Annotated in this window: 26 protein-coding genes; 14 read left to right on the top strand and 12 right to left on the bottom strand. The window is 67.0% G+C overall.

The features are described 5' to 3' along the window. From L2D01_13890 to L2D01_13880, 3 genes are read left to right on the top strand one after another with little or no spacing between them, the layout of a single operon-like run. The gene (locus tag L2D01_13890; protein WBQ09963.1) at positions 1-945 is read left to right on the top strand and encodes a phosphoglycerate dehydrogenase; all 945 of its coding nucleotides are present in this window, start codon (positions 1-3) and stop codon (positions 943-945) included. Then, positions 945-1,682, top strand: coding sequence for an SDR family oxidoreductase (locus tag L2D01_13885; GenBank protein WBQ09962.1), 738 nt, complete (start codon positions 945-947; stop codon positions 1,680-1,682). Before L2D01_13890 ends, L2D01_13885 begins: the two co-directional genes overlap by 1 nt. Further along, positions 1,679-2,524 carry an SMP-30/gluconolactonase/LRE family protein gene (locus L2D01_13880; GenBank protein WBQ09961.1) on the top strand — a complete coding sequence of 282 codons (846 nt, stop codon included), beginning with the start codon at positions 1,679-1,681 and terminating at the stop codon, positions 2,522-2,524. The genes L2D01_13885 and L2D01_13880 overlap by 4 nt, the downstream gene beginning before the upstream one ends. On the opposite strand, the gene L2D01_13875 is transcribed toward L2D01_13880, so the two are convergent. Then, on the bottom strand, positions 2,521-4,647 hold the full coding sequence (locus tag L2D01_13875; GenBank protein ID WBQ09960.1) for a glycosyltransferase: 2,127 nt from the start codon (positions 4,645-4,647) through the stop codon (positions 2,521-2,523). The two genes, L2D01_13880 and L2D01_13875, sit on opposite strands and share 4 nt — an antisense overlap. Continuing rightward, entirely contained in the window at positions 4,647-5,411 is a 765-nt protein-coding gene (locus tag L2D01_13870) for a glycosyltransferase (protein ID WBQ09959.1), read from the bottom strand. Before L2D01_13870 ends, L2D01_13875 begins: the two co-directional genes overlap by 1 nt. A gap of 154 nt (positions 5,412-5,565) precedes the next feature. Between L2D01_13870 and glmS the strand changes: the two genes are divergently transcribed. The 4 genes from glmS (at position 5,566) to L2D01_13850 (ending at position 10,683) form a co-directional block, all read left to right on the top strand. Beyond that, entirely contained in the window at positions 5,566-7,392 is a 1,827-nt protein-coding gene (gene glmS, locus L2D01_13865; protein WBQ09958.1) for a glutamine--fructose-6-phosphate transaminase (isomerizing), read from the top strand. 84 nt (positions 7,393-7,476) lie between these two features. Continuing rightward, positions 7,477-8,592: a DegT/DnrJ/EryC1/StrS aminotransferase family protein gene (locus tag L2D01_13860; GenBank protein ID WBQ09957.1), complete on the top strand. Its 1,116-nt coding sequence runs from the start codon at positions 7,477-7,479 to the stop codon at positions 8,590-8,592. Positions 8,593-8,668: 76 nt separating this feature from the next. Further along, on the top strand, positions 8,669-9,679 hold the full coding sequence (locus L2D01_13855) for a dipeptide epimerase (protein ID WBQ09956.1): 1,011 nt from the start codon (positions 8,669-8,671) through the stop codon (positions 9,677-9,679). Beyond that, positions 9,676-10,683 (top strand): DUF1611 domain-containing protein, encoded by a 1,008-nt coding sequence (locus L2D01_13850; GenBank protein ID WBQ09955.1) that lies wholly within the window; start codon positions 9,676-9,678, stop codon positions 10,681-10,683. The genes L2D01_13855 and L2D01_13850 overlap by 4 nt, the downstream gene beginning before the upstream one ends. A gap of 11 nt (positions 10,684-10,694) precedes the next feature. Here the strand turns inward: L2D01_13850 and L2D01_13845 are convergent, their stop codons facing one another. The 5 genes from L2D01_13845 to L2D01_13825 form a co-directional block, all read right to left on the bottom strand. After that, the gene (locus tag L2D01_13845; protein ID WBQ09954.1) at positions 10,695-10,946 is read right to left on the bottom strand and encodes a helix-turn-helix transcriptional regulator; all 252 of its coding nucleotides are present in this window, start codon (positions 10,944-10,946) and stop codon (positions 10,695-10,697) included. Beyond that, positions 10,930-11,430 carry a DUF2975 domain-containing protein gene (locus tag L2D01_13840; protein WBQ09953.1) on the bottom strand — a complete coding sequence of 167 codons (501 nt, stop codon included), beginning with the start codon at positions 11,428-11,430 and terminating at the stop codon, positions 10,930-10,932. Before L2D01_13840 ends, L2D01_13845 begins: the two co-directional genes overlap by 17 nt. Before the next feature lie 85 nt (positions 11,431-11,515). After that, entirely contained in the window at positions 11,516-11,965 is a 450-nt protein-coding gene (locus L2D01_13835) for an acyl-CoA thioesterase (protein WBQ09952.1), read from the bottom strand. A 27-nt stretch (positions 11,966-11,992) separates the two neighbouring features. After that, positions 11,993-12,586 (bottom strand): hypothetical protein, encoded by a 594-nt coding sequence (locus tag L2D01_13830; protein ID WBQ09951.1) that lies wholly within the window; start codon positions 12,584-12,586, stop codon positions 11,993-11,995. Positions 12,587-12,617: 31 nt separating this feature from the next. After that, complete coding sequence (locus L2D01_13825) at positions 12,618-13,760, bottom strand: iron-containing alcohol dehydrogenase (protein WBQ09950.1); 1,143 nt, start codon at positions 13,758-13,760, stop codon at positions 12,618-12,620. An 89-nt stretch (positions 13,761-13,849) separates the two neighbouring features. On the opposite strand from L2D01_13825, the gene L2D01_13820 reads away from it, so the two are divergent. The 3 genes from L2D01_13820 to L2D01_13810 are packed head-to-tail and all read left to right on the top strand — an operon-like array spanning position 13,850 to position 16,706. Next, on the top strand, positions 13,850-14,977 hold the full coding sequence (locus L2D01_13820; GenBank protein ID WBQ09949.1) for a phenylalanine 4-monooxygenase: 1,128 nt from the start codon (positions 13,850-13,852) through the stop codon (positions 14,975-14,977). 8 nt (positions 14,978-14,985) lie between these two features. Then, the gene (thiE, locus tag L2D01_13815; GenBank protein ID WBQ09948.1) at positions 14,986-15,597 is read left to right on the top strand and encodes a thiamine phosphate synthase; all 612 of its coding nucleotides are present in this window, start codon (positions 14,986-14,988) and stop codon (positions 15,595-15,597) included. Beyond that, a complete protein-coding gene (locus L2D01_13810) occupies positions 15,567-16,706 on the top strand; it encodes a sel1 repeat family protein (protein WBQ09947.1) in 1,140 nt (379 codons plus the stop codon). The genes thiE and L2D01_13810 overlap by 31 nt, the downstream gene beginning before the upstream one ends. A gap of 35 nt (positions 16,707-16,741) precedes the next feature. Here L2D01_13810 and cmk read toward each other — a convergent pair whose 3' ends face one another. Both cmk and L2D01_13800 read right to left on the bottom strand, forming a co-directional pair. Next, on the bottom strand, positions 16,742-17,374 hold the full coding sequence (cmk, locus tag L2D01_13805; protein WBQ09946.1) for a (d)CMP kinase: 633 nt from the start codon (positions 17,372-17,374) through the stop codon (positions 16,742-16,744). A gap of 27 nt (positions 17,375-17,401) precedes the next feature. Beyond that, positions 17,402-18,175 (bottom strand): YebC/PmpR family DNA-binding transcriptional regulator, encoded by a 774-nt coding sequence (locus tag L2D01_13800; GenBank protein WBQ09945.1) that lies wholly within the window; start codon positions 18,173-18,175, stop codon positions 17,402-17,404. Between the two features lie 167 nt (positions 18,176-18,342). Here L2D01_13800 and kdsB point away from each other — a divergent pair, with 167 nt between their 5' ends. From kdsB to L2D01_13785, 3 genes are read left to right on the top strand one after another with little or no spacing between them, the layout of a single operon-like run. Beyond that, positions 18,343-19,119, top strand: coding sequence for a 3-deoxy-manno-octulosonate cytidylyltransferase (kdsB, locus tag L2D01_13795; GenBank protein ID WBQ09944.1), 777 nt, complete (start codon positions 18,343-18,345; stop codon positions 19,117-19,119). Further along, the gene (locus tag L2D01_13790) at positions 19,119-19,757 is read left to right on the top strand and encodes a histidine phosphatase family protein (GenBank protein WBQ09943.1); all 639 of its coding nucleotides are present in this window, start codon (positions 19,119-19,121) and stop codon (positions 19,755-19,757) included. The genes kdsB and L2D01_13790 overlap by 1 nt, the downstream gene beginning before the upstream one ends. Further along, positions 19,754-20,965: an O-antigen ligase family protein gene (locus L2D01_13785; protein ID WBQ09942.1), complete on the top strand. Its 1,212-nt coding sequence runs from the start codon at positions 19,754-19,756 to the stop codon at positions 20,963-20,965. The genes L2D01_13790 and L2D01_13785 overlap by 4 nt, the downstream gene beginning before the upstream one ends. Positions 20,966-21,023: 58 nt before the next feature. On the opposite strand, the gene serA is transcribed toward L2D01_13785, so the two are convergent. From serA to L2D01_13770, 3 genes are all read right to left on the bottom strand, one after another. Continuing rightward, positions 21,024-22,247 carry a phosphoglycerate dehydrogenase gene (serA, locus tag L2D01_13780; protein ID WBQ09941.1) on the bottom strand — a complete coding sequence of 408 codons (1,224 nt, stop codon included), beginning with the start codon at positions 22,245-22,247 and terminating at the stop codon, positions 21,024-21,026. Positions 22,248-22,350: 103 nt separating this feature from the next. Then, positions 22,351-22,572, bottom strand: coding sequence for a hypothetical protein (locus L2D01_13775; protein WBQ09940.1), 222 nt, complete (start codon positions 22,570-22,572; stop codon positions 22,351-22,353). After that, positions 22,569-23,459, bottom strand: a complete 891-nt coding sequence (locus tag L2D01_13770) for an MBL fold metallo-hydrolase (GenBank protein WBQ09939.1) — start codon at positions 23,457-23,459, stop codon at positions 22,569-22,571. Before L2D01_13770 ends, L2D01_13775 begins: the two co-directional genes overlap by 4 nt. A 115-nt stretch (positions 23,460-23,574) precedes the next feature. Here L2D01_13770 and L2D01_13765 point away from each other — a divergent pair, with 115 nt between their 5' ends. Continuing rightward, a complete protein-coding gene (locus tag L2D01_13765; protein ID WBQ09938.1) occupies positions 23,575-24,165 on the top strand; it encodes a hypothetical protein in 591 nt (196 codons plus the stop codon). Positions 24,166-24,226 lie beyond the last annotated feature (61 nt).

The raw sequence follows: 24,226 nt of genomic DNA, 5'->3' as shown, positions 1-24,226 counted from the left end.
ATGCGCGTTCTGGTCACCTGCCCGCCCATGCTGGGCATGATTGATGAGTTTCGTCCGGTCTTCGCCAAAAGCGGTGTCGAGTTGGAGGCGCCCAAGGTCGTCCAGACCCTGTCAGAGGACGAGCTGATCGCCCTCCTGCCCGGCTTTGACGGCTGGATTATTGGCGATGACCCGGCCAGCGCCCGCGTGCTGGAAGCCGGCGCGGCGGGCAATCTCAAAGCCATCGTGAAATGGGGTGTGGGCGTCGACAATGTGGACTTCGCCGCCGCCAAGCGTCTCAACCTGCCCGCAGTGAACACGCCGGGCGTGTTCGGGCGCGAGGTCGCCGATCTGGCGGTCAACTATGTCAACGGGCTGGCGCGCGAGAGCTATTACATCGACCGGGAAATCCGCCTCAACAAGACCTGGCCCAAGCCGCGCGGCATTTCGCTGGCCGGACGCACAGCCGGCGTGATCGGGTTTGGCGATATCGGCCGCAACACCGCCCTGCGCCTTCTGGCCGCCGAGATGCACATCATCGCCTATGATCCCGCCTTCCGCCCGCTGGAGGGCCACCAGGTGGAGAACAAGCCCTGGCCCGAGGGCGTGGAGGCGTGCGACTTCCTGGTCTTCACCGCTCCGCTCAACGCCCACACCCGCCATATGTTCAACGAGGATATGCTGGCGCGGGTGAAGCCGGGCGTGCGCATCGTTAATGTGGGCCGCGGGCCGGTGGTCAAGGAAACCGCCCTGCTGGCGGGTCTGGAATCAGGGCGCATTCACTCGGCGGCGCTGGACGTGTTCGAGATCGAACCGCTGGCCCCGGACAATGTGCTGCGCACCTATGACCGCTGCATATTCGGCTCGCACAACGCCTCCAATACCGAGGACGCGGTGCGCCGGGTCAGCCTGCAGGCCATTGGCCACATGTTCGACTTCCTGGGCGTCAAGCAGGCTGGCGGCTGATGCAGGCCGCGCTCGTCACCGGGATTTCGGGCGGGATCGGAACCGCGCTGGGCGCAGCGTTCAGGGCCGCGGGTTACCGCGTGATCGGCACCGGGCGCACGCCCGCTGAGGGCGATGTATGCGACGCCTTCGTGGAGGCCGACCTCAACCGCATCGCCGAGGACGGCGCCGCGCTGGAGACGTTCGCGCATGCCGTGCGCGGCGCGCTGGACGGTGCGCAGCTGACGGTGCTGGTCAATAACGCCGCCGCACAGATCCTCGCGCCAGTGGACACGCTGTCCATGGACGCCTGGCGGCGCACTATGAACGTCAATCTCACCGCGCCCTTCCGCCTGGTGCAGACCTTCCTGCCCGAGCTCGAGGCCGCGCGCGGCTGCGTGATCAATATTGGCAGCGTGCACGCCCAGGCGACCAAGCCGGAATTTGCCGCCTACGCCACGTCCAAAGCGGCGCTGCATGGCCTGACGCGGGCGCTGGCGGTGGATCTGGGTGCGCGGGTGCGCGTCACCTGCCTGGCGCCCGCCGCCATCGCCACCCCCATGCTGATGGCCGGGTTCGAGGGGCGCGAGGAAGCGTTCCAGGAGCTGGAAGCCTGCCACCCCCTCAATCGCATTGGCGCCCCGGAAGAGGCGGCGCAGGTGGCAGTGTTTCTCGCCTCGCCTGCAGCTGCGTTCGCAACGGGCACGACCTTCTGGCTCGACGGGGGCGTGCTGTCGCGCCTGCATGATCCGGTATGAGCGCTGGGCTGCGGATCGGGACGCCTGAGTGCGTGTGGGACGCCCGGGCCATTCTGGGCGAGGGCCCGGTCTGGGACGGGCAGGCGCTCTGGTGGACCGATATCAAGGCGCCCGCGCTGCACCGGTATGAGCCGGCGGGCGGCCACAAGACCAGCTGGCCCGCGCCGGAACCGGTGGGCTCATTCCTGATCGAGCCTGACGGGCGGCTGCTCGCGGCCATGAAATCGGGCTTCGCCCGGCTGACTCTGCCCTCGGATGGCGGAGCCATTGAGGTGGAGCCGGTCTGTCAGCCCGAGGCCGCGACGCCCGGCAATCGCTTCAATGACGGCAAGCGCGCCCCGGACGGCAGTTTCTGGGCCGGGACCATGGATGATGCTGAAGCTATCGCATCCGGCGCGTGGTGGCGGCTCGATCCGGACGGGACGTCGCGATGTCTGGAAACGGGCTACCGCGTCACCAATGGTCCGGCCTTCGATGCGGCGCGCGGGCGGGCCTATCTCACGGATTCTGCGCGCCAGACCGTGTTTATCGCTGATCTGGACGGCGGCGGCTCGGGCTTCTCCAACAAGCGGGTCTTCGCGCAGTTCGGGGACGGCGATGGCTATCCGGACGGTATGGAGACCGATGCGGACGGCTGTCTCTGGATTGCGTTCTGGGACGGCTGGCGGATCGACCGGTATGACCCGGACGGCGTGCTCATGGCCCGCATCGAGATGCCGGTGGCGCGCCCCACCAGCCTCGCCTTCGCAGACGGCGACATCTATGTCACCTCGGCCTCCATCGGCCTGGAGGGTCAGGCGCTGGCGGGCGGGCTGTTCAGGATTGGGCTGAGCGAAGCCTAGTCCGTATCCGGACGGTCAGCTTCCAGCTCTTCTAGCCGTGCGCGCGCATCCTCCAGCTGGGAATCCAGTTCGATATAGCGCAGCTCACGTGATGCTTCGCGCCGGTGCAGGTCCGCCAGCTGCCGGTGCGCTTCCATCAGCAGCCGGCGCGATTTGATCGCCACGGCGCCGGTGAAGATAAACCCGGCGGCAAACAGGGCCAGCGGCCATATCCACAGGCGGAAGGGTTCAACGGGCGGGCTCGCCACCACGACCGCTCCGATGGCCGTCATCACCAGTACCGCGGCGGCGAAGCGGCGATTGCGCCACAGCGACAGGAGAGGCTGGCGAAAGGACGCGGGCGCCCGGTTGATCAAGGCGTCCATGCCGCGCGGCCCGGCCGCCTGATCGGCCGCCGGGGCGGCGGCGGCGCGCGCCTTGATGATGACCTGAGCGTCCGGATCGAACAGCGCGCTGAACTCAACCTTGTCAAATACGTCCAGCGCGCCGTCGACTGTGGCGTCGAACACTTTAATGCCGCGCGCCTCCAGTGCATCGCGGGCGATGCGGTAGTGCTCCACCATCAGCTCGACTTTTGGGGCATGCCATTTGCGGCCCTTGCCGAAATAGGCCGGATCGAAATGATTGGCGTCATCGTCGCGCGTCGAGACCAGCGCCAGGCCCTCGCCATCTTCCTCATCGACGGTCGCGGGCACTGTGTAGCGCGTGTCGCAGCCGATCAGGTAAATCTCCGAAAAGCCCATATAAGCGGCGATCTGCAGCATGGTGATCGTGACGGTGCGCGGCTGTATCACATGCTGGTCGATATCGGGGGAGAACATGGACTCGGGCAGGTTCTCCAGAGTGCCGTAGGCTTCGCGGAAATAGAAGCGGTTGCGCGCCGAGGGCAGGATCGCGCGTGTGGGGTAGCGCCGCTTCTCCCCCACATGCTCCTGCACCTCGGCGGGAAAGAAGGCTGTTATGGACGGATTTTGCGCCAGCATCGCCTGGATGTCGCCGGCGCGATCCGGCAGCACGCGCGAATCCACACAGGTGTAATAGGTCGGGCGCCAGTTGATCCGGTCAAACAGGAGGAAGGCGGAATTGCACGCGAAGACCGTTTCGCCTTCCAGCAGCTCCAGATCGGTCCGGTTCAGCGACGGGCCATTGCCCATGATGAAGCAACGCTGCCCGGTATGAACCCCGGCGAAGCGCTCCAGCAGGCTGGGCGCGCGCGCACGCTCCAGCGCGCCGTCGAAGGCGCGGGTGTCGAGGGGGGCGGTGCGCGAGCTGCGCCCGCGCGGGTTCAGGCTGGCCGGGCGGATGATCGGCGGATCGCAGGCCGACAGCTCGGCATTGCGCGCCAGCCGCGTCTCGTCATCCAGCGTGACTGGTGCGTCCGGCAAGAAAGCGCCGAAAGCGTCGCGGAAAGTCGGCTCCACCGCGTCCAGCTCGCGGGCCAGAACATCCTTTGCCTCGCTCTCATAACGCGTCTTGAAGACAATGGACCGTTGGCCGGGCCGGACCCGGAAGCAGCCCAGATGCCGGTCGACTGTATGAAGCTCCGCATGCCGGAAGAATCGGCACCACAGCTCGAAATCGTTGGCCAGGCGAAAGTCCGTATCCAGACGGCTGCCGGCGCGCTCCCACAGGCTGCGCCGCCAGAAGGTGGATTCCTGCTGGATCCACTGATTGTCGCCGGCCAGGAATCGCAGGCGCGACCAGGGCCTTGTCTGCCCCATCCACTCGATCACGCCGTCGGAATTCATACTGGAGGGGCGCCCGGTGATCCATTCGATATCGGGCCGCATTTCAAACAGCCGCGCGACAAAGGACAGCGTGCCGGGCAGGATCACATCATCGGAGTTGATCCAGCCCATCAGCTCGCCGGTGGACGCGGCGAAGCCCTTGTTCAGCGCATCGGCATGCCCGTTATCGGGCTCGCAGATAATGGTGGAGAGCCGGTCGCGGTATTCCTCTATGAGCAGCCGGGACCCATCCGTGCTCGCCCCGTCCACGACGATGTATTCCAGCTCCGGATAATTTTGCTCCAGCACTGAATCCAGGCAGGGGCGCAGATAAGCCCGTCCATTCCAGTTCGGCGTCACGATGGAGAAGCGGGGGCGTGTCGCGGCGGCGGACATCAGCGGCTCCGGATGGGGTGCAAGGCGAAGGATGCGGTTGATTTGACGGCGTTCCACAGTCCGGCATGACGATGTACCAGCCGGGCGATTTCGGTGAGGCGGCGCGCACTGATGTCGGCCGTTTTAGTTCCTGACCCCATGTAGACGTGTGACAGCGTCCGGTCGATGCGCGCGAACCGGACCCCGGCGGCGTACAGACGCACCCAGAGCTCCCAGTCCATGGTGTAGACCAGCGATTCATCAATTCCGCCAGCCGCCTCCACAATGGCGCGGCGCACAAAGCATGAGGGCTGGGAGATCAAATTGGAGCGGTAGAGCAGCGGTCCGGCTTCATCCACATGGTCGTGCACGCCGATGACGCGCCCGGTTTCGTCGATGAAGTCCGATCCGCCATGCACGACGCCGGTGTCAGGATCAGCGTCAAAGGCTTGCGACACGGCGGCGAGGGCGCCGGGAACCAGCAGATCGTCCGCATTCAGCCAGCCCAGGATCGGCGCGCGCGTGTGCGCCCATCCTTCCGCGATGGCGGCGGCCTGGCCTGCGTCCGGCCCGGTGCGCCGGTAGGCGAACTCAAGCTCGCTAGCGTCCGCCGCGGCGGCGACGCGCCCATCGCCTGACGCATCCAGAAAGGCGATCTCGACGCCTGTGTCCTGCCGCGCCACGCTGTCGAGAGCAGCCGGCAACAGCGGATGCCACGCCCCCACCGGCATGGCGATGGCGAAGCGCGCGGCGGTGTCAATCGGGTCCGGGCCGGAGGCGGTCATGATTCGCGTTCTAGGCGGGGGTGCGCCGCGGTGCAATGTCGAGCTTCCTCATGTCATGAACTGAAATGATTTGTCGATGCGGGGTCTCTGGCGCCCGGCGTGCAGGGCTGACTATAACCGGTCCGGGTCCGGACCGCTGCGGGAGGCGTTTTCAATGTGTGGCATTGTCGGTGTGTCGGGGCGGGCGGATGCGGCAGACGTGCTCGTGGAAGGCCTGCGCCGGCTGGAATATCGCGGCTATGACTCGGCGGGCGTGTGCGTCGCCGGCCCGGATGGCGGGCTCGCTGTCGAACGCGCTGCGGGCAAGGTCGCGGCGCTGTCAGACAAGCTGACGGCGCGCGGCGGGCTGGCGGGCCTCAGCGGCATCGCCCACACGCGCTGGGCGACCCATGGCGCGGCGGAAGAACGCAACGCCCACCCCCACCGCGCCGGACGGGTGGCGCTGGTCCATAATGGCATTATCGAGAACCATGCCGCGCTCAAGGCCGAACTGGCGGGCGAGGGCCGGGTGTTTCTCTCCGACACCGATTCAGAAGTCGTCGCCCATCTGCTCGACGCGGCGCTGGACGCCCACGGCGATCCCCATGACGCCTGGCGCGCGGCGGTCGACCGGCTGCAGGGCGCCTTTGCGCTGGCCGCTGTCAGCAAAACCGCACCGGGTCTGGTGTTCGGCGCGCGCAAGGCTGCGCCCCTGCTGGCCGCGCTGGGGCCGGGCACAGGCTATATCGCCTCGGACGCCATGGCGTTGCCAGAGGATGCGGCGACGCTGATCTATCTGGAAGACGGCGATACGGTGGTAGTGGGGCCGGGCGCGGCGGATGTGCGCGATGCCCGGGGCCGCCCCGCCCAGCGCAAACAGGCCGCCGGCCCTGGCGCGTTCGGGCGCGTGGACAAGGGTCCGTTCCGCCACTTCATGGAAAAGGAAATCCACGAACAGCCCGAAGTCGTCGGCCGCACGATCGCCGCTTACGTCAATCTCGCCGAGGGCGCGGTTAATCTGCCCGCCGCGGTGAATTTCGCCGGCATGAACCGGCTGCTGATCGTGGCGTGCGGCACGGCGGCCTATGCTGGCATGGTCGCGCGCTACTGGTTCGAAAGCCTCGCCGGGCTTCCCACCGAAGTCGATATCGCGTCAGAGTTCCGCTATCGCGACCCGGCGTTCTCACCGGGCGACGCAGCCCTTTTCATATCCCAGTCAGGCGAGACCGCCGACACGCTCGAAGCCCTGCGCTTGTGCAAGGCGGCGGGGCTTGTGACCATCGCCCTGACCAATACCGCCCATTCCACCATGGCGCGCGAGGCCGATATCGTGCTGCCGACGCTGGCCGGGCCGGAGATCGGCGTAGCCTCCACCAAGGCCTTCACCTGTCAGCTCGCCGCGCTGGCGGCTCTGTCCATCGCGGCGGGCGCCCAGCGTGGTCGCATGGATGCGAAGGCGGTGCAGGGCGCCATCGCTGATCTCTCCGCCGCGCCGCGCCTGATGGGCGAGGCGTTGAGCCTGCGTCAGGGCGTGGACGCGCTCGCGCTGGATCTCGCCCGCAGCGACATCGTGCTCTTCCTGGGGCGCAACTCCCTGTTCCCGCTGGCGCTGGAAGGCGCGCTGAAGCTCAAGGAGATCAGCTATATCCACGCTGAAGGCTATGCCGCCGGCGAGCTCAAGCACGGCCCCATCGCGCTGATCGAAGAAGGCGTGGCGGTGATCGTGCTGGCGCCCATGGACGTCTTGTTCGACAAGACCCGCTCCTCCATCGAGCAGGTGCGCGCCCGCGGCGCCCGGGTGATCGCTGTGACCGATCCGCAAGGCGAAGCAGAGCTGGCTGACCAGAGCGCGCTGACGCTGGTGACGCCCGCTGCGGGCCGGCTGGCGACGCCTATCGTCATGGCCGTGGCGGTGCAGCTGATCGCCTATCTTACAGCGGTGCACAAGGGCACGGACGTGGACCAGCCGCGCAACCTCGCCAAATCGGTGACTGTCGAATAAGGCAATGAAACGTGACTTAAGCGCTCGTGCGCGCGGGGCTATACGCCCCGCCGTGCCCCGCCTCGCAACAGGATGACCGCCCGCATGATTCCCTTTATTGATCTGGCCGCCCAGCGCGCCCGCATTCAGGACCGGCTCGACGCCGCCATCGCCAAGGTGATCGAGGAGGGCAAATATATTCTGGGGCCCGAAGTCACCGAGCTGGAAGCCCGGCTCAAGGCGTTTGGCGAGACGCGCCACGCCCTGACCTGCGCCAATGGCACCGATGCGATCCTTTTGCCGTTGATGGCGTGGAAGATCGGCAAGGGCGATGCGGTGTTCGTGCCCAGCTTCACCTTCGCCTCTACCGCTGAAGTGGTTGCGCTGGCGGGCGGGACAGCCGTGTTCGTGGATATCGATCCCGACACCTACTGCATGGACCCGGCAAGCCTGGAGCGCGCCATTGATGCGGTGAAACGCGAAGGCGCGCTGACCCCGCGCGCGGTGATCGCTGTGGATCTGTTCGGCCAGGCGGCGGACTATCCCGCGCTCAGCGCCATCACCAGCGCCCACGGGCTGAAGCTCATTTCCGACAGCGCGCAAGGCTTTGGCTGCACGCTCAATGACTATCACCCGGCCCGATGGGCGGACGTGGCGACCATCAGCTTCTACCCGGCCAAGCCGCTGGGCTGTTATGGCGATGGCGGGGCGGTGGTGACCAATGATGATGAACTGGCCGCCCTGTTCGCCTCGCTGCGCAATCATGGCCAGGGCGCCGAGCGCTACGCCTATGACCGCATCGGTCTGAACTCGCGCCTCGATACGATCCAGGCGGCGATCCTCCTGGAAAAGCTGGAGATTTTCCCTGACGAGATCATCCACCGCAACGTCGCCGCCGACGCTTATGCCGCCGCGCTCTCTGACGTGGTGAAGACGCCGGTGGTGATTGAGGGCGGGGTGTCGACCTGGGCGCAGTACACGATCGAGGTCGATGACCGCGACAAGTTCCGCGCTGCGCTGGCCGAGAAGGGCGTGCCCACGGCGGTGTACTACCCCGTCCCCATGCACGTGCAGGAACCCTATCAGCGCTGCCCGTTGGCGCCGGGCGGCCTGCCCGTGACGGAGCGGGCCATGGCGCGCGTCGTGTCGCTGCCCATGGACGCCTATCTGGCCGGGGAGCGTCAGGACCAGGTGACCAAGGCCGTGCGCGCCAGCGTGTAACGCGCCGTCTCGCCAGAGCCCGGCCAAGCCGTTACAAACGCAGGCGCAAATCAGTTGTGCGAAAGGGCCCACCGCCGTGCGCCACCTGCAGGCCAGCATCATAACCCGGCGTCTGAAGCGGCCCTTCGTGATCGCCACCGGCGCGCGCACCGAACAGGCGTCGGTGTCCGTCACCATCAGCCAGGGCAGTGATGTGGGCTATGGCGAAGCGGTGGGGGTGAGCTATCGCGGCGAGACCGCGCAGACCCTGATGTCGGAGATTGAGGGCGTGCGCAGCGCGATCGAGGCGGGCGCCGACCGCATGCGCCTCATGAGTCTGCTGCCGCCGGGCGGCGCGCGTGCGGCGCTGGATGCGGCGTTGTGGGATATGGAAGCGCGCCGGGCCGACACCAGTGTCGCCGCGCTGTGCGGGCTTTCTGGCCCGATCCATCCTGTCGTCACCGCCTTCACCATCTCGCTCGACACGCCGGACGCCATGGAAGAGCAGGCGCGCGACGCGGCGCACCGGCCGCTCCTGAAGGTCAAGCTCGGCCGGCGTGACGGGCTGGACGGCGCGCGCGCCGCCGCCGTACGCCGGGGCGCGCCGGATGCGGTGCTGATCGCCGACGCCAATTGCGGCTGGACGCGCGAGGACTTGCCCCACCACGCCCATGAGCTCGCGGGGCTGGGTTTCAAACTGCTTGAACAGCCTTTGCCGCCTGATCAGGACAATCAGCTGGACGATTTCCGCTCGCCCTTGCCGCTGTGCGGCGATGAAAGCTGCCAATCCATGGCCGAGCTCGACCGGGCGGCGAGGCGCTATGACGTCATCAATATCAAGCTCGACAAGTGCGGCGGGCTAACCCATGGGCTGGAGATGCGCGCGCGCCTGCGGGCGCTGGGCAGGGGCGTGTTTGTGGGCTGCATGATCTGCGGCGTGCGGGCCATCGCCCCGGCGCTGATCCTGGCCCAGGACGCCGATTTCGTGGATGTGGACGGGCCGGTCTGGCTGGCTGAGGACATCGCCCCGATGGCGCTGGACGATCAGGGCCGGCTGTCGCCAGTGCCGGCCGGCGTGTGGGGCGGCATGGGAGAGACATTGTCATGATCGCGCTGCCCTATCTGGTGTTTCTGGGCGATGCCGACCGCGAAGTCGGTGTGAAGACCGCCCAGGGCGTGCTGTACTGGCGCCCCGAACAGGTGGCGGGCCAATTCCGTCTGCCCGGCTGCGAGCTGGACCTGGGCATTCCCGACATGGACTACGAGGCGGCCGTGGCGGCGGGCGCGCGCACCGTGCTCATCGGCATCGCCAATCGCGGCGGCATACTGCCCGAGCGCTGGATCGAGCCGCTGCGCCAGGCGCTGGAAGCCGGGCTCGACATCGCCAGCGGCCTGCACCAGCGCCTGAGCTCGTTCCCGGTTCTCAAGGAGACCGCAGACCGGCTGGGCAGGCAGCTTCATGATGTGCGCCACTGGTCGGGTCCGCCCATCAAGCTGGGCACGGGAGAGAAGCGCTCCGGCAAGCGCGTGCTGATGGCCGGGACCGATTGCAATATCGGCAAAAAGTACACGGCGCTGGCCGTCGCGCAGGAGATGCGGGCGCGCGGCCTCAACGCCACTTTCCGCGCCACCGGTCAGACCGGGGTGCTGATCGCGGGGCAGGGGGTCGCCATTGATGCGATCCCCGCCGATTTCGTGTCGGGAGCGGTTGAGATGCTGGCCCCGGCCAACGCTGACGGCCACTGGGACGTGATCGAGGGGCAGGCCAGCGTGCTGCATCCCTTCTTCGGTCAGGTCACGCTGGGCCTCGTGCTCGGCGCCCAGCCCGATGTGCTGGTGCTGTGCCACGAGGCGGGTCGCGCCCATATCCGCGGGATGCACCACCGAGCTTTGCCCAGCCTCACCGCGACGCTGGAAGCCCATCTCGCGGCAGCCCGCATCAATAATCCGGCTGTGCGCGCCGCGGCGGTGAGCGTCAACACGGGCGCGCTGTCGCCCGACGCCGCCGAAGCCGCGCTGGAAGCTGCCAGGCGCGAAACCGGCCTGCCAGCGACCGATCCGGTGCGTCATGGGGCGGGCGTGCTGGTGGACGCGATCCTGGCGGGGCGTTAGGAGCAGAGCGGTCAGTCCTGCCGCCCCTGCACGTCCAGCAGATCACCGGGGCGGCACTCCAGCGCGGCGCAGAGCCGGGCGAGCGTGTCAAAGCGCACGCCCTTCACCTTCCCCGAGCGCAGTAGAGACAGATTGGCCTCGGTAATGCCGATCTGCGCGGCCAGATCCTTCGCCTTCATCTTGCGCCGCGCCAGCATGATGTCGAGCGTGACGACAATGGCGGGCGGCTCGCTGTCTGCGCCTGGCTCAGACAAAGCTGTCATGCTCCGTTTGGAGCGCGTGGGCGTGCTGCATGGCGTAGGCCATGGCCGTGGTGAATATGCCCCCGGCGGCGAGTGCCAGTCCGGCGGCATCGATGTTGACCTCGAACCCGCGCGATCCGCCGCCGATCCAGTCCAGCAGGGTGGGCTGGATCACGATCACCGCCGCCGCCGCCCAGACCAGCGCCTCGCCAAAGCTGCGGATGCGCTTGGCGTTCTGGGCGGAGAACATTTCCCCGCGCCCATAGGCGGCGCCGAGAGCGGCCATCGCCGCCAGCCCGTTGATCAGGAAGAGCAGCGGCATGGCGTCAACAAAGCCCAGCAGGACCGCGTTGAGCATGCCGAGCCCTCCCTCCGCTCCGACAGGCCCAGCCGAGACCCGCTCGGCCAGATGTATGGCGGCATGAATGAGGCAGAGCATGAGGGCGAGATAGCCCCCCACTTCCATCGCCCGTCCGAGGTTGCGCATTTGATTGTCAGCGGTCATGTGTCATCTCCGAAAGACCATGCCGTCTTATAACAAGAAATTTCTGCCTTACAATAATTTTTTATCGCGTCGCGGGGTTTTCTCGCTAAGCCCCGGATTCTACGGACATCCAGCCCGACAACACCGCGCGCCAGTTTTCAGGCAGGGGCGCGGGCCGCCGGCTCTCGCGGCCCACATAAACATGCACGAAGAACCCCTCGGCGATGGCCGCGTCTTCGCCGGTTCGGAAAATCGCCAGTTCATAGCGCACCGAGCTGGTCCCGATGTGCGCCACCCTCACGCCAGCCTCCAGCGGCTCGGGGAAGGCGGCGGACGCGTGGTAGCGGCAGCCGGTTTCCACTACGAGGCCGATCGTCTCCCCGCCGGTGATGTCCAGCAGGCCGGCCCGCGCCAGGCGCCGGTTCACGGCAGTGTCGAAAAAGGCGTAGAAGACCACGTTGTTCACATGGCCATAGGCGTCATTATCGGCCCAGCGCGTCTCAATGGGTTCGAAGACGGGAAAGTCGGCGCGGGAGGCGCGGCTGCGGTGGGTCATGGCGAGAAGCCCTATTGTAACACCTTGCTAATTTTCATCGTTGTTTTCTTGTGGCAGCTCAAAATTTAGCGGCTTTGATTCTAATAGCCTAGGAATTTCAAACATTTCGTCTCCAGACGGAAAGCTTTTCTCTTCAGCGTTAGGATTGAAGTAAATTCCCAAGCCTACGCACAAGGTAGCCAACGCGCCGGTTGCATATAAATTATCAATCACATCTTTTTCGCTCGCCAAAACATAGAGGTGTGTATGCTTCGGGCTCTTCGAGGCGCGAGTCCACATAAATTGTCCGTCTGCTTCTTTTGTAATTGAATGAGCGTGAACTAGAACGTTGCGGTTGCTTCTCAGGCGATTGAACGCTTTTGCAGCGAATTTAACGAGCTCCACAATGTCATCCGGCGCTTTGCTCCGGCTTGCCAACGTTAGAAGGGTCTCTGCACGTGTTTGGTTTCCAAGGCCCAACGAAAAGGCGGCACCAACATTCATATCGCTAGAAAACTGCCACAGGAGGGCATTGAACATCTGCTCAGCCCAATTCCAATCAACGATAAAATGGCCGAAGGCGAGCAACGTCGGGCCAAATTCATCTGACCTGTGATAGTCTAATGTCGGTATTTCTTCCATTATTAATGATCTAATGTATTATATTCCTTGCTTACAGAATTTCCTCAAACATCGCCACGATGGAGGCATAGTCCATCTCGCGCGGATTGTTCGGCAGGAGCCGGTCATTGGCAGCCACGTCCGCGGCCATGGCCGGGATGTGGTTGTGGCTGATCCCGAGCTCTGTCAGGCGCCGCTCTATGCCCACCTCCGCCGCGATGCGGTCCATCTCTTCGATCAGGCCGTCGGAGGACGCGTGCAGGCCCAGATGGGCGGCGATCTCTGCATACAGCCGCTCCGCCGCCGGGGCGTTGAAGCGCAGCACGGGCGGCAGGACGACGGCGTTGGACAAGCCGTGGGGCACGTGGAACATGCCGCCGAGCGGATAGGCCATGGCGTGCACGCCCGCGCAAGGGGAGTTGGAGAAGGCCTGGCCGGCCAGCATGGCGCCCAGCAACATGTCGCCGCGTGCGTCCCTGTCGGACCCGTCAGCGCAGGCGCGCAGGATCGACCCGTGCAGTTTTTTGAGCGCCGCCAGCGCCAGAGCGTCGGACACCGGGTTCTTGGCGCGCTTGTTGGTGAAGGCCTCGATGGCGTGGACCATGGCGTCAATGCCGGTATAGGCGGTGGGGTGGCGCGGCAGGCCCAGCGTCAGATCCGGGTCCAGGATCGCCATGTCGGCATAGAGCGCATCGGCCGCGATGCCGCGCTTGGAGGTGGCGCCGGTGGTGAGCACGGCCACATTGGTCACCTCCGATCCCGTGCCGGCCGTGGTGGGCAGAAGGATCAGGGGCGGGCGGCTCGCGCGCACCTGTTGCACGCCATACATTTCCCTCAGGGCCTGCTCGCCTGACAGCAGCACGGCGACCACTTTGGCGGTGTCCATGGGGCTGCCGCCGCCAAACCCGATCACCGCCTGCGCCCCGAATTCACGTCCGGCCTGCACGGCGTCAAACACCGTCTGCTCGGGCGGGTCGGGTATGATCTGGTCATGGACCAGCACGTCGAGCCCCGCCTCGGCCAGTCCCGCCAGCGCGCCGTCGCACAGGCCCGCACTGCGCACCCCGGCATCGGTGACGAACAGAATGCGCCGCGCGCCCTTGAGTGCGGGGGCCGCGGTCTGCGCCAGACGGGCGCTGGCGCCGGGCTCGAACAATATGTGCGGCACGGTCTTGAAGGCGAAGGCGGTGGTCATGGGGCGCTCCGGGCTACGGCGCCCGTTTCTGGCAGGCGCCCGCACGCCCATGCTAGAAGGAGGCGGATACGCAGGACAAGGTTCAAGCCATGGCCGACGACATCGCAGGACACGCGCGCGCCCAGTCCATCCCGGGCATGGGGGACGCCTATTTCGATCCGCTGCTGCAGGACGCCGGCGAGGGGCTTGAGGGTCCCGGCGGCGCCATGCACCGCTACGCTAAACGCCCCGAAGGCTACACGCTGGGCGCTGACGACTTCGATGCCGACAGCTGGCTGCTCGCCCGCCAGCCGCGCTATACCGAGGCCGAGCATCACCGCTGGCGGCTCCTGTTCGAAAACCAGCGCAAAATGCTGCCCGGCCGCGCCTGCAGTGACTTCATGAAGGGCTTCAACGCCCTTGAAGGCGCCATGAAGGACGGCATTCCGGAGTTTGCCGACCTCAACAAGGTGCTGGAGCCCGCCACCGGCTGGACCGTGGTGGCGGTGCCCGAACTGATCCCAGACAACGTCTTCTTCTGGCATCTGGAGAACCGGCGCTTTCCCGCCGGCGCCTTCATCCGCGGCGGCAAGCCTAAGACATCCAGGGTGCGCAAGGCCAATGAGGGGCGCGCGCCCGAGCACATCGCCTATGAGCGGGTGGAGGATGACCTGTTCTATCTGCAGGAGCCGGACATTTTCCACGACGTGTTCGGCCATGTGCCCATGCTCATGGATCCGTTCTTCGCCGACTATATCGCCGCCTATGGCAAGGGTGGGCGGCGCGCGATCGAGCATAACCGTCTGAAGAATTTCGGCGCGATCTACTGGTATACGGTGGAGTTCGGCCTGATCCAGGAGGATAACGGCCTGCGCATCTATGGCGCGGGCATTTTGTCCTCGCCGGACGAGACATTGTTCTCGCTCTACTCCGACAGCCCGCACCGCATTGCGCTCAATGTCGACCGGGTGATGCGCACCGACTATGTGATCAGCGATTTCCAGGACACGTATTTCGTCATCGACTCGCTTGAAGCCCTGCACAAGGCCACAGCCGGGCGCGATTTCGGGCCGATCTACCAGCGCCTGCCCGCCGGCTTCACCTACGCCACCACCGCGCTTCTGGACACCGACACCGTCGTCCATGCGGGTACTCAGGAATACAAGTTCAATGGCGGCAAGGGCAAACCACGCGCCATGGAGCACATGACCGCCCTGCGCGACGCGCACGGTCGCTGATCTGATCCATGAGCGAGCTTTACCTTCTCACTCCGCCGCGCATTGACGCGCGCTTTGAAGCCCTGCTGACGCGGACGCTGGACGCCGGACGCGTCGCGGCGTTGCAGATCCGGCTGAAGGATCATGAGCCGGGCGATATCCGCGCGCTGGCCCCCGGCCTGATCGCCGCGGCGCGGGCGCGTGGTGTCACGGTGATCCTCAATGATGATCCGGCGCTGGCCGCCGAGCTGGGCTGTGACGGGGTGCATGTGGGGCAGGAGGACGCCAGCTACGCGCAGGCGCGCGCCGCCATGGGACCCAAGGGACTGGTGGGCGTCACCTGTCACGACAGCCGCCATCTGGCCATGGTCGCGGGCGAACGCGGGGCGGACTATGTCGCCTTCGGCTCGGTCTTTCCCACCGCCACGAAAACGCCCAAGACATCCGCACCTTTGGAGCTGATCAGCTGGTGGCGCGAGCTGTTTGAACTGCCTTGCGTCGCCATTGGGGGCATCACGCCTGACAACGCCGCTCCGGTGATCGAGGCCGGCGCCGATTACATCGCTGTGTGCGCCGGAGTGTGGTCGCACCCGAAAGGACCTGAACACGCATGCGCGGCTTTCTCAAAATTGCTGGACTGATCCTGGCCGCAGGCCTCGCCTGCGCCGCCGCCCCCGGTGCGCGGGGCGATGAGGCGCCGGCCTTGCCGCCCGGGCTTTCAGACGTGATCGGGCGTGACCGCAGCGCCGAGCCTGTGGAGGGGCGTTCGCTCTCCAATGACGCCATGGCCAGTGCGTCGGGCGCTTACATGACCGGTGACTACGACATGGCGCTGCTGCATGCCGAGCGGGCGGCGGCGGGCGGCGAGCCGCGCGGCGCGACGCTGGCGGGCCATATCCTGTTGCACGGGCTCAGCGGCGAGGCGGATGAGGCGGCGGCTGTGCGCTGGCTGCGCCGGGCGGCGGACCTGAACGAGCCCGATGCGCTGATCATCCTGGCGCGCCTGGCTGAAGCCGGCCGCGCGGGCCTCGACCCGTGGCAGGCGCGCGAATATTTCTCCCGCGCTGCGGAAGCCGGCGATGGCCGCGCCGCCCATGAGTTCGGCCTCTATCTGATGGAGCGAACCGATCCCGGCGCAGCCTCCACCGCACTGGACTGGCTGCGCCTGGCGGCCGAGAGTGGGCGCACGGAATCCTATGCCGACTATGCCTATGCGCTGGGTGAATGGCCGCACGGTCCGCGCGACCTGACCCAGGCGCGCCAATGGTATGAGCGGGCGGGCGAGGCGGGCGTGCCATACGGCGCGCTGATGGCCGGCACCATGCATCTGGCCGGCGAGGGCGCCGACCCCGATCCCGAGCGCGGCGCCCAGCTGGTGCGCGTGGCGGCAGAATCCGGCCTGGTCCCGGCCATGGGCCAGTATGCGCTCTTGCTGTTTCAGGGCGCGCCGGGCATGGCCGCCGATCCGGTCAACGCCGCCCATTGGGCGCAGCAAGGCGCACAGCGCGGCGATCCCGAAAGCCAGTTTCTCTACGCCTATGCGCTGGCTGTCGGCGACGGAACCGCGCGCGATCTGGAAGACGCCTATGTCTGGGCGGTGCGCGCCGGGATCACCCGTGACGGCGAGATGGCTGATGACCCCGACCGGACGCAGCTGGAAGCGGCGCTGGCGCGGGCGCTGGGTCCGGAAGAGACCGAGCGCCTCAATCGCGCCGCCCGCCTCGCCGCTGCGGGGATTGAGTCGCGTTAGAGGCTGGAGGGTCTGAGTGCGCCACACGCGCTCATTCAGCGGCCAGTGCCCCGCCGTCCCTCCACAATCGCGATCGCCGCGCGGATAGCTTCGCCCTGGTTGAGCTCGCTGGTGTCCAGCTCGACGGCATCGTCCGCTTTCATCATCGGCGCGTCGGCGCGGCTGGCGTCGCGGGCATCGCGCTGGCGCAGCTGGTCGAGCACCTGGTCAAAGCCGATCTGCTCGCCGCGATTGACCAGCTCGGCATGGCGACGGCCCGCGCGCACATCGGCGCTGGCGGTGACGAAGAGTTTTACATCGGCATGAGGCGCGATCACCGTGCCGATATCGCGACCGTCCAGCACCGCGCCGCCGGTCTGGCCGGCGAACTCACGCTGCAGCGCGACCAGGGCCGCGCGCACGCCGGGGTGGGCTGCAACGATGCTGGCGCTGACGCCGGCCCCGGCGGTGCGGATGCGGGTCTCGTCAATGGCGTCGATGTCCAGCGCGCGCGCGGCGGCCTCGGCGGCGTCCGCGTCTTCAGGCTGGGCGCCGGAATCGGTCACGGCCACGGCCACGGCGCGGTAGAGCGTGCCTGTGTCCAGATGGGGCAGGGCGAAATGGGCCGCCAGAGCGCGGGCAAGAGTGCCTTTGCCTGACGCCAACGGGCCGTCGACGGCGATGATCATGACGTGAAGCCCCTCCCCGGGGACCGGTCAGGAGGCGAGCTTGTCCATTTCGTCGTCGGAAATGTCGAAATTGGCGAACACCTCGCTCACATCGTCGAGATCTTCCAGCGCTTCCATGAGCTTCATCAAGGTGGCGGCCTTCTCGCCATCCACCTCGATGAGGTTTTGCGGTTTCCAGATGATATTGGCCGATTTGGCTTCGCCGAAATTGGCCTGCAGGGCGGCGGATACTTCGGCCAGATCCTCGCGGGCGCACAGGATGAGGTGCTCGCGCGCCGGCTCGCCGTCATCGTCGCTCACGTCTTCCTGGGTCACGTCCTCGGCGCCGGCCTCGATGGCGGCTTCCAGCATGGCGTCCTCGCCGGCCACCGAGGCCGGGAAGCGGATTTCGCCGAACTGGTCGAACATGAAGGAAACCGAGCCGGTTTCGCCCAGATTGCCGCCATTGCGCGAGAACGCCGAGCGCACTTCCGAAGCCGCGCGATTGCGGTTGTCGGTGGCCGCTTCGACAATCAGGCCGATGCCGCCGGGGCCGAAGCCCTCATAGCGGATCTCGAAATACTCCTCGACGTCACCGCCCTGGCCCTTCTTGATCGCCCGCTCGATATTGTCCTTGGGCATGGACTGGCCCTTGGCGTTGGCCACAGCCAGACGCAGGCGCGGGTTCATGTCCGGGTCCGGCCCGCCCATTTTCGAGGCGATGGTGATTTCCTTGGACAGCTTGGTGAACAGCTTGGCGCGGGCCTTGTCCTGGCGGCCCTTGCGGTGCTGGATATTGGCCCATTTGGAATGGCCGGCCATGAGATGTCTCCGCAGCAAAATGTCTGGCGCGCCGGGGCCGGGCCCGGACGCGAGACGCGCCTTCTAACCCATCCCCGCGCGTCCGGCAAAGGGGGCGGCGCCCTTGGCGGGGCGGCATGGTTCGTGGCAAGGACGTAAGCGCCTGTTTCGTCCGCGAGGCTCCACCCATGTCCGTGATCGCCGTCATTCCTGCCCGCTATGGCTCCACCCGTTTTCCCGGCAAGCCGCTGCACGCGATTGCGGGCGTGCCGATGGTGGAGCGGGTGCGGCGGCTGGCTGCCTCCGCCGCCTCAGTGGACCGGGTGCTGGTCGCCACGGATGATGAGCGTATCGCCGACGCCGTTCGCGGGTTCGGCGGCGAGGCGGTGATGACGCCCGAGGCCTGCCGCAACGGCACCGAACGATGCTTTGAGGCGGTAAAGAGCTTCGCCAGGCCGGATGACGTGATCGTCAATCTTCAGGGCGATGCGCCGCTCACCCCGCCCTGGGTGATCGAGGCCGCCGCAGGCGCCATGGCGGCCGATCCCGCGCTGCAGCTGGCCACCCCCGCTGTGGCGCTGACAGATACGGCTTATGAAAAGCTCGCCGAGGCCAAGGCGCGCGGCGAGGTGGGGGGCACCAGCGTGGTGTTCGATCACGCCATGAACGCGCTGTATTTCTCCAAGACGATCATACCCTTCCGCCGCGACCGCGAGGCGGCGCGCATCTACAAGCATATCGGGCTCTACGCCTACCGCTTCGCGGCGCTGGAGCGGCTGGTGGCGCTGGAGCCGGGCCCGCTGGAGCTGGCCGAGAGTCTGGAACAGCTGCGCGCGCTGGAGAACGGGATTCCGATCCGGGTGGTGCTCACCGATTATCGCGGGCGCACGCCCTGGTCGGTGGATTCGCCGCGCGACGCCGAAATCGCCGCGCAGATCATCGCGGCTGAAGGCGAGATCGTGTGATGCGGCTGATCCTCGCCCGGCATGGCAATACGTTCGAGGCGGGCGAGACGCCGGTCTGGGTCGGCGCGCGCGAGGATTTGCCGCTGACCGCCAGGGGTGAAGAGCAGTCGCGCGCCATCGGCGCGGCGCTCAAATCGGCCGGCATCGCACCGGCCCGGATCGTCGCAGGTCCCCTGAAGCGCACGCGCCATGGTGCAGCGCTGGCGGCGCAAGCGTGCGGCTTTCCTGGCGAGATTGAGATCGATGACCGTCTGAAAGAAATCGACTACGGCGTCTGGGGCGGGCGCAGCGATGCGGACATCGCCGCACAATGGGGCGACAGCGCCATCGAGGCGTGGCGCGAGCGCAGCGTGGTCCCGAATGGCGCGGGCTGGTCGCCGGATCCGCAGACGATTGAATCCAATGCGCACGCCGTACTCGGCGCTATCGCCCAAGACCCGCGCGGCGATGTGCTCCTGATCAGTTCCAATGGGATCTTGCGCTATTTTCACCGCCTGATCGCAGGCGCCGGCGCGCCGCCGGAAGGCGCCAAGGTGAAGACCGGCCATATGGGCTCGGCGCGCCTGATCGACGGGGTCTGGCGCCTTGAACTGTGGAATTTCCCGCCCGAAGTGGCCCGTACCGGTTTCGAATCATGACCTTCGCGGCGCGCTACCGGCTGGGCGTGTTCCTGGTGTTCGCCGCGCTCAGCATATTCCTGACCGGGGCGGGCGGGCTTGGCCTGTCATCGTCGGTGGGGTTCATCGGCTTGCTCACCCTGCCCTTTCTGGCGGTCCCGGGCTGGCGGGCCGCGCGCGCCGCGCCTTTGCCGCTGGCTCTGGGCGCGGCGGCCATCGCCTGGTTCTGCATCACGCATGCCTGGTCGGCGCATCCGCGAGCGGATGAGGTCTACAAGCTCGCCCTGCTGACCCCGCTCTATGTGGCGGCCGTCTATGCGGGCGTGCGCATGGGCGAGGACGAAGCGCGCTTCGCGCGGCCATTGCTTCTGGCAGGCGCGCTGGCGCTCGGGGTGTTCTTCGCCATTGAAGCGCTGGCCGGCCTGCCCATCGCCGTGGCGTTCCAGGACTGGCTCCATGACCTGACCGATCCCGAAGGCGCACTGGGGATCGCCACGCGGCGCCTGTCGCGCGGCGCCACCGCCTTCATCATGCTGGCCGGCCCGGCCGGACTCTGGTTCTGGCTGAAAGGCGGCTATCTGCACCGCGCCGCTGCGCTGTGTCTTCTGGCCGCCAGCGCCATCGCGGCGTCCGGCTTCGGCGTCGAGGCGAACATTCTGGCGCTGGTTGGCGGGCTGGGCGCCATGGCGTTCGCCCTGCGCTGGCCGCGCATGACGCTGCAGGTGATCCTGACCGGAGCGGCGATTGCTGTGCTGATCTCGCCGCTGATCATTGGCGCGCTCGTTGCGTTTCTCCCCGACAGTGTGGCCGAGCGCCTGCCGCTCTCATGGCACTGGCGCCTCGAGATCTGGGGTTTCGCGCTGGAGCGGATCGCGGAGGCGCCCCTGCTGGGCCAGGGCCTCGACGCCGGGCGGACGCTGTCTGAAACGATCTTGCTGCGCGGCGTGGAGATCGAGCGCATGCCAATCCACGCCCACAACGCCGGCCTGCATATCTGGATGGAGACCGGGGCGGTGGGCGCCATGCTTGCGGCCGGAACGCTGCTGGCGCTGGCGCGCAGCGCCGGGCGGGCCGCGCTGGGCGGCCCGTTGAGCGCCGGTCTCGCCTTCGCCGGGTCGGTCTGGATGATCAGCGTGATGCTGGGCTATGGCGTCTGGCAGGAATGGCACCACGGCGCCCTGGCCTTTGCACTCGGCTCAGCCTTCATCTTGCTGCGCGCGCGGGGCTGAACGCCAGCCTGACCCAGCGCTACACCACAAAACAATTTTTGTGGTGTAAGCCGTCGCTTCAGCGCGCCCGGATCGCCCGGGCGCGGATCGTGCCGTCAATGGCGCGAATCCGGTCCAGGAAATCGTCCGGCAGTTCGCCTTCCAGATCGGCGACCGCATAGCCAAGCTCGCCGTCGGTCTGCAGGAATTGCGCGGCGACGTTGGCGCCGGCGTCTTCGGCCATGTTGTTGAGCTTGCGCAGATAGCCGGGCCGGTTGAGGTGCGGCGCCAGGATGCGTACGCGGCCTGGCTGCAACGGGCCGGGATCCACTTCGGGAAAGTTTACCGCCTGGGACGTGGCGCCCTCAAACATGAAGCGCGCGAGCTTGGTGGCCGCGTCCATGCCGATCGCGGCCTGGGCTTCCAGCGTCGAGCCGCCGATATGCGGGGTCAAAATAACATTGGGGCAGCCGATCAGCGGGCTCTCGAACCGCTCGTCCTTGCTTTTGGGCTCCACCGGGAACACGTCCACCGCTGCGCCCGCCAGATGGCCCGAGCGCAAGGCCTCAGCCAATGCATCGACATCCACCAGATCGCCGCGCGCCTGATTGATCAGGAAGGATCCCGGCTTCATCGCCTTGATGCGTTCAGCATTCATCAGATTGCGTGTGCGCGCCGTGGACGGCACGTGGACCGTGACCACATCGCACTCCGCGATCAGCGCGTCCAGGCTCTCCATGGGCCGGGCATTGCCGTGGGCGAGCTTGGGCTCGATGTCATAGAAATACACGTGCATGCCCAGCGCCGAGGCGATCACCGACAGCTGGGCGCCGATATTGCCGTAACCGATAATGCCGAGCTTCTTCTTGCGCACCTCGTTGCAGCCGTCGGCGCTTTTCAGCCATTCGCCGCGTTCGATGGCGCTCATCTTCTCCGGCACGCGGCGCATCAGCATGATGACGCTGGCCATGGTCAGCTCGGCCACCGAGCGGGTGTTGGCGAAGGGGGCGTTGAACACCGGGACGCCGCGCGAGGCGGCGGCGGCGAGATCGACCTGGTTGGTGCCGATGCAGAAGCAGCCCACCGCCAATAGCTCCGGCGCGGCGTCCAGAAGCGCCGCGTCCACCTGGGTGCGCGATCGTATGCCCAGCACCTGGGCGCGGGCGATCTCGCTGCGCAGCGCCTCGGGCGAAGGCGATCCGGCCACCCGGCGGATCGCCACCGGCCCATACTGGGTCAGCGCGCTGTCAGCGTCGGGATGGACGTTTTCGACCAGAAGAGCGTCAAAGGCGGGCTGGGTCATGGGGCGAATCCGCGTCGGGGGCTGGGGGCGTGTTGCGCTGCACACAATGGCGCCCGCCCATACAATTGCAAGCCGCCCTGAAACCGCTGCGGCATACGGCGCGCTAGCGTCTGCCGCCGCCGCTGCGGCGCTTTTTGGGCGCGGCCCGGCGCGGGGCGAACACCACCACGAACCAGAAGGCCGCCGCGAAGATGATCCCGGCGATAAAACCCTGCAGCCAGCCGCCCAGCACCAGCCACATGATCAGGCCGATGATCACGGCCAGCGACACGATCATGCTGATGACGTTGGCCGGCGGCAGCCAGCGGGGGCGCGGTTTGCTCATCGCGTAGCGTCCCGGTACAGTGTGGCGGTCATGCGCTCGGTGGTGATGAAGCGCCAGTTCCACTCTTCGTGGAACGGCGCCAGCGGCGCGGCGGCCATCACCTCTTGCTGGGTCAGGCCCTGGGCGGCCAGTTCACCCACCGCGTCACGCGCCGCGGTGAGCATGTCGATGCTCGCCAGCACGTCCGCGCGGGTGGATAGCGGGCCATGGCCGGGAATGATTTGCGTGTCCGGACCGGCGGCGTCGGCGATGGCCTGCATGCCCGCGATCATGCCGTCCACATCGCCGCCATTGTCCAGATCAATGAAGGGAAACATCCCTGAGAACAGCAAATCGCCTGCATGGATGATGTCGGCCTCGACGAAATGGACCCACAGATCGCCGTCGGTATGGGCGTCCGGGGCGTATTGGATGCGCGCCGTCAGGCCGTTCAGAATGATCTCGCTCTCGCCCGGAATGCCGATCACAGGCAGGAAGCCACCGGACAGCGGCTCGGGCGTGCTGCCGGTCACCGCATTGGGTGAGGGCGACTGAAGCCGCGCGCGCACGCTGGTGTGGGCCATGATCAGGGCGCCGCGTTCAGCAAAATAGGCATTACCCAACACGTGATCGCCATGCAGGTGCGTGTTGAGCACCAGCCGCACCTCGCCGCCGTCCGAAACGGCCTTCTGCGCCTCATCCAGAGCCGGCGCGATGGGCGCCATCTGGGTGTCGATCATCCACACCCCGTCCTCGCCGACGCTAACCGCCACATTGCCCGCCATACCGGTGGAAAGCATGTAGACGCCGTGTCCCAGATCGGTGGTCTCCACTGCCGGGCCATCCTGGGCCAGGGCGGCAGGGGCGAGGCACAGGACGGCGGTGGCGGACAATGCGCGCAGGATCATGACGTGAACTCCTTGGCAGGATCGGCGGTCCTCCAACCATGAAGGGGAAGCCTGGCGGCGTCCAGTATCTCAGCGCCTTAACCTGGCCTTCACCGTGTGCGCGCAGCTTTGAGCCATGCTTCGCACCGGTCTCGCCATCCTCATCGCCGCCAGTCTTGCTGTGCCCGCGCTGGCGCAGGACTGCGACACGTTTTCCGGGCTGGCGACGCCGCGCTTCGTGACGCTGAAAGGCGATGACGCCATCGGGCGCACCGGCCCGTCGCTCCAGCATCCTGCGCAGTGGCGCTACCGCCGCGCCGGCCTGCCGGTGCTGATCGTGGCCGAGACCCCGCTCTGGCGCCGGGTGGAGGACCCGGACGGGGCGCAGGTGTGGATGCATCACGCCCTGCTTACCGGGCGGCGCTCAGTGATCGCCCGCATCGGAACCGATCTGCGCGCCCGGGCCGACGCGGACGCCAATCTGATCGCGCGCATCGAGCCGGGCGCCATCTTGTCCCTTGAAAGATGCCGGGCCGGCTGGTGCCGGATGAGCGCTGGCGGGCGGCGCGGCTGGGCTGAGGCCGGAGCCTTCTGGGGCGTCTATGCCGATGAGGCCGGCGCCAGTGGCGCGCTTGAGGGCGCGCAGGACCCGTGCTACCGCTCGCTTCCGGAGCCAGCGGCGCTGGCCGCCCGCGACGCGACAGCGCCCGACGGGCCGGCCCGCTGATCATATCAGTCCCGCGCCGCGCATGGGCCTCGCCCTGCCCGCCGCCAGAGCAGACCGTCGC

The organism is Hyphomonadaceae bacterium ML37 (genome assembly GCA_027627685.1).
Taxonomy (GTDB): Bacteria; Pseudomonadota; Alphaproteobacteria; order Caulobacterales; family Maricaulaceae; genus Oceanicaulis.
Note: the sequence above shows the minus strand (reverse complement) of the source record. Positions and strands in the feature narration are given on the sequence as shown.